At 68.9% G+C, this 7,146-nt stretch carries 9 protein-coding genes; 6 read left to right on the forward strand and 3 right to left on the reverse strand.

Going from position 1 to position 7,146, the window contains the following annotated elements; all coding sequences use genetic code 11:
- The coding region (locus QM591_RS15415; protein ID WP_415133642.1) for a hypothetical protein at positions 1-550 on the forward strand (550 nt) is incomplete at its 5' end.
- Positions 551-572: 22 nt separating this feature from the next.
- Here QM591_RS15415 and QM591_RS15420 read toward each other — a convergent pair.
- Entirely contained in the window at positions 573-1,238 is a 666-nt protein-coding gene (locus tag QM591_RS15420) for an exonuclease domain-containing protein (protein WP_415133656.1), read from the reverse strand.
- Between the two features lie 220 nt (positions 1,239-1,458).
- Between QM591_RS15420 and QM591_RS15425 the strand changes: the two genes are divergently transcribed.
- Complete coding sequence (locus QM591_RS15425) at positions 1,459-2,364, forward strand: alpha/beta fold hydrolase (protein WP_415133644.1); 906 nt, start codon at positions 1,459-1,461, stop codon at positions 2,362-2,364.
- Here QM591_RS15425 and QM591_RS15430 read toward each other — a convergent pair.
- Positions 2,324-2,884 (reverse strand): CGNR zinc finger domain-containing protein, encoded by a 561-nt coding sequence (locus QM591_RS15430; RefSeq protein WP_415133646.1) that lies wholly within the window; start codon positions 2,882-2,884, stop codon positions 2,324-2,326. The two genes, QM591_RS15425 and QM591_RS15430, sit on opposite strands and share 41 nt — an antisense overlap.
- A 73-nt stretch (positions 2,885-2,957) precedes the next feature.
- Between QM591_RS15430 and QM591_RS15435 the strand changes: the two genes are divergently transcribed.
- Positions 2,958-3,974 carry an EamA family transporter gene (locus QM591_RS15435; protein ID WP_415133648.1) on the forward strand — a complete coding sequence of 339 codons (1,017 nt, stop codon included), beginning with the start codon at positions 2,958-2,960 and terminating at the stop codon, positions 3,972-3,974.
- Here the strand turns inward: QM591_RS15435 and QM591_RS15440 are convergent.
- On the reverse strand, positions 3,922-4,395 hold the full coding sequence (locus tag QM591_RS15440) for an Lrp/AsnC family transcriptional regulator (RefSeq protein ID WP_415133650.1): 474 nt from the start codon (positions 4,393-4,395) through the stop codon (positions 3,922-3,924). The two genes, QM591_RS15435 and QM591_RS15440, sit on opposite strands and share 53 nt — an antisense overlap.
- A gap of 194 nt (positions 4,396-4,589) precedes the next feature.
- On the opposite strand from QM591_RS15440, the gene pdhA reads away from it, so the two are divergent.
- The 3 genes from pdhA to QM591_RS15455 form a co-directional block, all read left to right on the forward strand.
- The gene (gene pdhA / locus QM591_RS15445) at positions 4,590-5,717 is read left to right on the forward strand and encodes a pyruvate dehydrogenase (acetyl-transferring) E1 component subunit alpha (RefSeq protein ID WP_415133658.1); all 1,128 of its coding nucleotides are present in this window, start codon (positions 4,590-4,592) and stop codon (positions 5,715-5,717) included.
- A complete protein-coding gene (locus QM591_RS15450) occupies positions 5,714-6,742 on the forward strand; it encodes an alpha-ketoacid dehydrogenase subunit beta (protein WP_415133652.1) in 1,029 nt (342 codons plus the stop codon). Before pdhA ends, QM591_RS15450 begins: the two co-directional genes overlap by 4 nt.
- Positions 6,739-7,146: biotin/lipoyl-containing protein (locus QM591_RS15455; protein WP_415133654.1), on the forward strand; the 408-nt coding region annotated here is incomplete at its 3' end. The genes QM591_RS15450 and QM591_RS15455, both read left to right, overlap by 4 nt.

Genomic DNA, 7,146 nt, shown 5'->3' on the forward strand with positions numbered 1-7,146 from the left:
CCCGGACGCCGCGGGCGACACCGGCGGGGCGCCGGCGCTGCCCGACGCCGACGCGATCACGCCCGCCCGGCGAACGCGGCCCGTGGGACTGATGGTCGCCGTCGTGGTTCTCGCGATCCTCCTCCCGGTGGCCGGCTGGGCGGGATTTCTCGCCGCGATGGCCGTTCAGCCCGCCGCCGTGCCGCGTCCGACCCCGACGCCGATGCTCGCCGCCGGGCTCGGGGACGCCGTCGTCGATCAGAGTCGCGAACGCACGCTGACGGTCAACGAGTGGGATTCCGCCATCAGCCTGCTCAGCGCCGATGAGCGGGCAGTGGTGTGGTGGGGCGAGGTCGGCGACCAGACCTGCATCGTCGTCGACCTTCTTCCGGATGGCCCGCTCGGCTCCTGCTCCGACACGTCGGCGGTGAGATCGACGGGTATCCGCCTCGACGCGAGTCTCATCCGGATCGACGACGAGGACGAGCGCGAGGTGCAGTCGAACGGACCGAGCGTCGCGCTCCTGGCGTACCCGTATGACGGGCAGCTCGTGCTCCGCATCGACGGCTGACGCCCGCGCGGAAGTCGCCCCTTCAGCGCACCGGCCAGCTACCGTCCAGGGCGCCTTCGGGATCGAGTCGTCCGATCTGGATGAAGTACTCCGTCAGGCTCGCTGCTTGCGCGCGTGCCCAACCGATCTGCTTCGCGTGAAGCTCGTGGGCGGAGGGTGGCAGGTCGAACCGGGCGGCCAGTGCCAAGGCCACCCGCCCGGCGGCGATCGCATCGGCCGACGCTTCGTGGGCGGCATCCAGGGTCACCGCATAGTGGCGCGCGACGACATCGAGGGTGCGTTTGCCGCGTCGGTAGCGGTCGAGCGCCTTGTCGAGGACCAGTGGGTCGATGACCGGCGCGGGTTCGACGAGGGGCGGGATCTCGTGGCGCAGCGCCTCGTGCTTCAGCAGGGAGAAGTCGAACGCCGCGTTGTAGGCCACGACGGGGACACCGGCGCTGAGGAGCGCGCGCAGTTCCGCGACGATCTCGGCGACCACGACCGCTGCCGGCGCGCCTTCCTCGCGTGCGCGCTGGGTGGTGACTCCGTGGACGGCGGTGGCTCCCGCGGGGATCTCGACACCGGGATCGGCGAGCCAATCGCGCGCGCTCAGGACGTGTCCGGCGGCGTCGAGCACACCCACATGGGCGGTGACGATCCGGTCGTGGACGACATCGATCCCCGTCGTCTCCAGATCGAACACGCCGATCCGATCGAGCCATGGGTGCGCGGCGGGGGGAGAGTCTTCGGAGGAAGAGGTCGTCGTCGGGTGCGCTACGGCCGGAGAAACGGCGACAGGTCGCGGCGGCGGCGTCGCTGAGTCCAGAAACCAGGAGTCGTCGTCCCAGAGCCGTCCGTCCACGTGATCGAGGTTACGACGAGGCAGCGACACGGGACCTCAGCGCCACGCACGCTCGTAGACTCGGGGGGTGACCCGCCCCGTTCCTCACCCGTACGCCGCGCGCCTCGAGTCGATCCCCGTCGTCCGCCGCGAGGTCGAGGTGCAGGGCGGGAAGACCGCCTACTGGACGTATGGGCCTGACGACGCGCCGACGACCATCGTCGCCGTCCACGGTTTCCGCGGCGAGCACCACGGGTTGGAACCGGTCGTCGCGTACCTCGAGGGCTTCCGTGTCGTCTCTCCCGATCTCCCCGGGTTCGGAGACACGCCGCCTCTTCCCGGACGTCGCCACACACTCGAGGCATACACCGCGTGGCTCACCGACTTCGTTGCCCAGGTGGCCCCGGGGGCGATCGTGCTGGGGCACTCGTTCGGATCGATCGTGGCGGCCGCGGCGGTCGCCGGCGGGCTCTCCACCCCCCGTCTCATCCTCGTGAATCCCATCGGCGCTCCCGCTCTGGAGGGACCACGAGGGGTGTTGACCAGGCTCGCAGTGTTCTACTACTGGGCGGGTGCCCGACTTCCGCGGCGGCTGGGCGATGCGTTGCTGCGCAGTCGGATCATCGTCAGGGTCATGAGCGTGTCGATGGCCAAGACGAAGGATCCCGAACTACGCCGCTTCATCCATGACCAGCACGACCGGTACTTCTCCCGGTTCGCCGGTCGTGACGTTCTCCACGACGCGTTCGTCACCTCGGTCTCTCACGACGTCAGCCAGTTCGCTCCCGCGATCATGACGCCGACGCTGCTGGTGGCTGCCGAACGCGACGACATCACCCCGATCGAAGCCGAGCGACGGCTCCGCGGACTGTTCCCGCGGGCAGAGCTCGTCGAGATCGCGGGAGTCGGACACCTGATCCACTACGAGACGCCGCGCGAGGCGGCCGAGTCCGTCAGCCGGTTTCTGCGGACTTCCGACGACGATAGGCGTTGACGTTCATGCGGTTGCCGCAGTTGCCGGTGTCGCAGTAGCGCTTCGAGCCGTTCTTGGAGTAGTCGACGTACACGCCGTCGCAGTCATCGGCCGCGCAGCGTCGGACGCGGTCCCACTGATCGGTCCGGATCACCTCTGCAAAGGCCATCGCCGCCTCCACGAGCATGCGCGTCGCCAGCGGTGCGGATGCCTCGGTGGCGTGAATGTGCCAGTCGTAGCCGTCGTGGATGACGAGCTGGGGGAGTGCATGACCGTCGCGGAGCATCGCATTGACGAGAGGGACTGCGCCCACGCGATCGACCTCCCACAGGCCGCGGATGCGAGAGCGGATGCGTCGCACGGCGGCGAGTTCCTCCTCGTCGCGGACGATCGCGCCGGTGTAGGGGAATCCTCGGAGATAGTCGTCGAGATCGGTGGCTGATACCAGGCCGTCGACGCCTTCGATGTTCGTCTCGGGGAGAGTGTTCACGAGAGCGACCGCTGCCCGCAGGGACAGCTCGGTGTCACGGATGAAAACCATGTTGACTCCTGACGCTCCTCGGCAGTACTGTCACCAGTGTAACCAATGGTCACTCATGACAGATGAGGCTCCCGTGACCCGCATCGCCTCCCTCGACGTCTCGTCGTCCAGGCCTCCCGCCGCCGAGCGCCCGCGGCGACGCAACGCGGGCATCGTCATGGCCGTCGTGTCCGCGCTCGCCTTCTCCTCGAGCGGGCCCCTCGTCAAGCCGCTCTTGGAGGAGGGCTGGTCGCTGTCGGCCGCATTGATCGTGCGGATGGGTCTCGCAGGCGTCATCCTGTCGCCGGCTCTCGTGCGCGCCGTGCGGCGTGAGTCATCGTTCTTCCGTCGCCACGGTCTTTCCCTTCTCGCCTTCGGCCTCATTCCTGTCGTGGGCTGCCAACTGCTCTTCTTCTCCGCCATGCAGCGGATGCCGGTCGCTGTCGCGCTTCTCATCCAGTACCTCGCCCCCGTGTTCCTCGTCGTCTACGTGTGGTTGCGCACCCGGAAGGCCCCCTCGCGGCTCGTCTTGGCCGGCGCCGTGACGGCGGTCGTCGGCCTCGTCCTCGTCGTCGACGTGTCGGGAGCCCGCTTCGACCTGCTGGGCACCGTCTTCGCTCTCGGAGCGGCGCTGTGCGTCTGCGTCTACTTCGTGATGTCGGAGCGCACCGGTGATGACCTCCCCGCCCTCGCGCTGGCCTCCGGGGGGCTGCTGTGCGGAGCCGTGGTGATGGCGGTGCTGGCGGTGACGGGCCTCCTGCCCTTCGCCGCCCCGGAAGTGACGGTCGTCTTCCGTGGCGTGGAGGTGCCCGGATGGATGCCGTTGCTGTGGGTGGGTGCCGTCGGCACGAGCGTCGGCTACGCACTGGGGATCATCGCGGTGCCCCGCGTGGGTGCGCGCCTGGGCTCCTTCGTCGGTCTGTCCGAGGTGCTCTTCGCGCTCCTGTTCGCGTGGCTGCTCCTGGGCGAAGCGCCCGGACTCGTGCAGTTCCTCGGCGGCGCCTTGATTCTCCTGGGCGTCGTCCTGGTGCGCCTCGACGGCGGCGGGTCAGAACTGGCTACTGTTCCCGTCGAGCCGCTTCCAGCAGAGGTCGCACCCGATAACCGATGACCTCGCCCATCACGAGCGAGGTCTCCGTCCGTTCGATCCCGTCGATCGCGAGGATCCGGGCGTCGACGGCGAAAAGGTGCTGCGTGTCGCGCGCCGCGACGCGAGCCAGTAGATCCACCTGGCCGCTCAGACCGTGCGCCTGCAGGACCTCGGGGATGAGCGACAGCTCTGCCGTGATCCGCGGGAGATCGGCCTGACGGACGACGATGCTGATCATGGCCTCGATCGGATAGCCGAGAGCGGCGGGGGAGACGGCGCGTTCGAACGATCCGAAGACGCCGGAGCGTTCGAGCTTCGCCATCCGCGCCTGCACCGTGTTGCGGGAGAGCCCGAGACGATCCGCGAGAGCGACGACCGTCGCGCGGTGGTCGTCGGCGAGCGCGCTCAGGAGTTCGAGGTCGACGTGGTCCAGGGATCCCATAGTGCGAAACCGTAGCAGGTCGCGCGTGTCAGAACTGCGCAACATGCTCAGTGGGTTCGTGGATGCTTGAGCTAGGTGCGACGGCGACGTAGTGTCGCGGCATCCGGAGCATGATCCCGGATCCGCGGCGACGATGCCGAGACGCTCTCCGTCGCGTCGTTCACGAGACGACCCGGCGGACAGAAGGGATGACGATGACGCATACCCCGACCATGCAGGAGAGACCCTCCCTCGATCTGGACCTCCCCGCGCAGTTGCTGACGCCGGAGGGCGAGCGGATCAGCGACGAGCGGCTGGACCACTGGGCTGTCGACCTCGACGTCGACCGACTGCGAGCGCTTTACCGCGACATGGCCATCGCGCGACGCGTGGACGCGGAGGGCGTCGCGCTGCAACGACAGGGGCAGTTGGGGCTGTGGGCGCCCGCGCAGGGACAAGAGGCGGTGCAGATCGGGACCGCGCGCGCCTGCCGAGCCGATGACTTCCTCTTCACGAGTTACCGAGAGCTCGGTGTCTTGCTGGTCCGCGAGGCCGCCCCCGCCGACCTGGTGCTGACGTGGCGGGGAGAGGCCCTTTCCACCATCGATCCGCACGCCCTCCATGTCGCACCGCCGCAGATCATCATCGGCGCGCAGACGCTGCACGCCGTCGGGTATGCGATGGGCATTCAGCGCGACCGGTCCGATCAGGTCGCGGTCGCCTACTTCGGCGACGGGGCCACGAGCCAGGGCGACGTGAACGAGGCCATGGTCTTCGCTGCCTCCTTCGGCGCCCCGGTCGTGTTCGTCTGCTCGAACAACCACTGGGCGATCTCGGAGCCGGTCTCCGTGCAGGCCGCCGTGCCCCTCGCCGCACGGGCTCCCGGATTCGGCATCCCGAGCCTCCGGGTCGACGGCAACGACGTGATCGCGTCGACGGCGGCGATGCGGTGGGCTCTCGATCACGCGCGAAGCGGTGGCGGTCCGGTCTTCCTCGAAGCGGTCACCTACCGCATGGGGCCCCACACGACCTCCGACGACCCCACCCGGTACCGCCCCGCCGAGGAGCTGGAGACCTGGCGTGCACGCGATCCGCTGCTCCGCCTCGAACGACACCTCGCTGCCGAAGGGGCGTTCGACGAAGCGTTCCGGGCCGATATCGAGTCGGCGGCGACGCAGTTCACGTCTCGGATGCGTGCCGCCGCGATCAATGCCGTGACACGGCCCGCGATCGAGGTGCTCGACGATGTGTACGCCCAGCCGCACGCCGGGATCGAGGAGCAGCGAGCTGCTTTCGCTTCGTACCTGGCGGGCTTCGCCTCCGATGAAGGGAGTTCCCAATGACGGAGTCGACGCGAGCGAGTGACCTGACGATGGGCAAGGCTCTCGGCGCGGGTCTCCAGCGGGCCATGCGCGACGACGAGCGCGTGCTCGTGATGGGCGAGGACATCGGTCGCCTCGGCGGAGTGTTCCGGATCACAGACGGGCTCCTCGACGAGTTCGGCAGCGACCGTGTGGTGGATACGCCGCTTGCCGAATCGGGGATCGTCGGTACGGCCGTCGGTCTCGCCTACCGGGGATACCGGCCCGTCGTGGAGATCCAGTTCGACGGGTTCGTCTATCCCGCCTTCGATCAGATCGTCTGTCAGGTGGCCAAGCTCCATTACCGCACTCGGGGGCGGGTGAAGATGCCGATCACGATCCGCATCCCGTGGGCCGGGGGTGTGGGGGCGGCCGAGCACCACTCCGAATCGCCTGAAGCGTACTTCGTCCACACCGCGGGTCTCCGAGTGGTGGCAGTCTCGCATCCCCAAGACGCGTACACGATGCTCCGGCAGGCGATCGCGTGCGACGACCCGGTCGTGTTCTTCGAACCCAAGCGCCTCTACCACGCGAAGGGTCCCGTCGACCTCGACGGGGACATCGCCGACGCGCCGCCGATGGGCGTGGCGCGAGTCGTGCGCCCCGGCGATGACGTCACGATCCTCACGTACGGCGCGCAGGTGACGACAGCCCTCGATGCGGCTATCGCGGCGGAAGACGAGGGTGTGTCTCTCGAGGTCATCGACCTGCGTTCGCTGTCGCCGGTGGACTACCGGACGATCACCGCGTCGGTGCGCAAGACCGGTCGCGTCGTGGTCACCCACGAGGCGGCGCGAGAAGGCGGTGTCGGAGCCGAGCTGATCGCGTCGGTGACCGAGAAGTGCTTCCCCTACCTCGAGGCCGCGCCCCTGCGGGTGACGGGCCACGACATCCCCTATCCGCCCGCCAAGCTCGAGAAGCACCACCTTCCCGACCTCGACCGGCTCCTCGACGCCGTCGACCGGGTGCGGGACGTGCCCCACGCGAATGCGGGGGTGGTCGCGTGATCGCCGAGTTCCGCCTGCCCGACCTCGGTGAAGGACTCCCCGAGGCAGAGATCGTGCAGTGGCACGTGGCGCCGGGAGATGAGGTCGCCCTCAATCAGACGCTCGCGGAGGTGGAGACCGCGAAGGCCGTCGTCGAGCTCCCTTCGCCGTACGCCGGCGTCATTGCCCACGTGCAGCACCAGGAGGGAGATGTCGTCGCCGTCGGTGACCTCCTCGTCTCGTTCGATATCGCCTCCGGCGACGCGTCCTCGTCGCCGGATGAGACGCAGGAGCGACGTGTGGTGATCGAACGCGACGCCGCCGATCCCCCCAACCTCGTCGGGTACGGGGCGCCCCGTCGATCGTCGGAGCGCCCGCGCCGTCGGCCGCGGCGCGGGCCACACGAGGGTGCGCCGGACAGCGAG

It is taken from the genome of Microbacterium sp. (assembly GCF_047607225.1).
In the GTDB taxonomy this organism is placed as follows: Bacteria; Actinomycetota; Actinomycetes; order Actinomycetales; family Microbacteriaceae; genus Microbacterium.

Excerpts from the sequence above, each read along its gene's own strand:
- QM591_RS15450 (WP_415133652.1), top strand. The coding sequence starts at position 5,714 with ATGACGGAGTCGACGCGAGCGAGTGACCTGACGATGGGCAAGGCTCTC.
- QM591_RS15440 (WP_415133650.1), bottom strand. The coding sequence starts at position 4,395 with ATGGGATCCCTGGACCACGTCGACCTCGAACTCCTGAGCGCGCTCGCC.
- pdhA (WP_415133658.1), top strand. The coding sequence starts at position 4,590 with ATGACGCATACCCCGACCATGCAGGAGAGACCCTCCCTCGATCTGGAC.
- QM591_RS15430 (WP_415133646.1), bottom strand. The coding sequence starts at position 2,884 with ATGGTTTTCATCCGTGACACCGAGCTGTCCCTGCGGGCAGCGGTCGCT.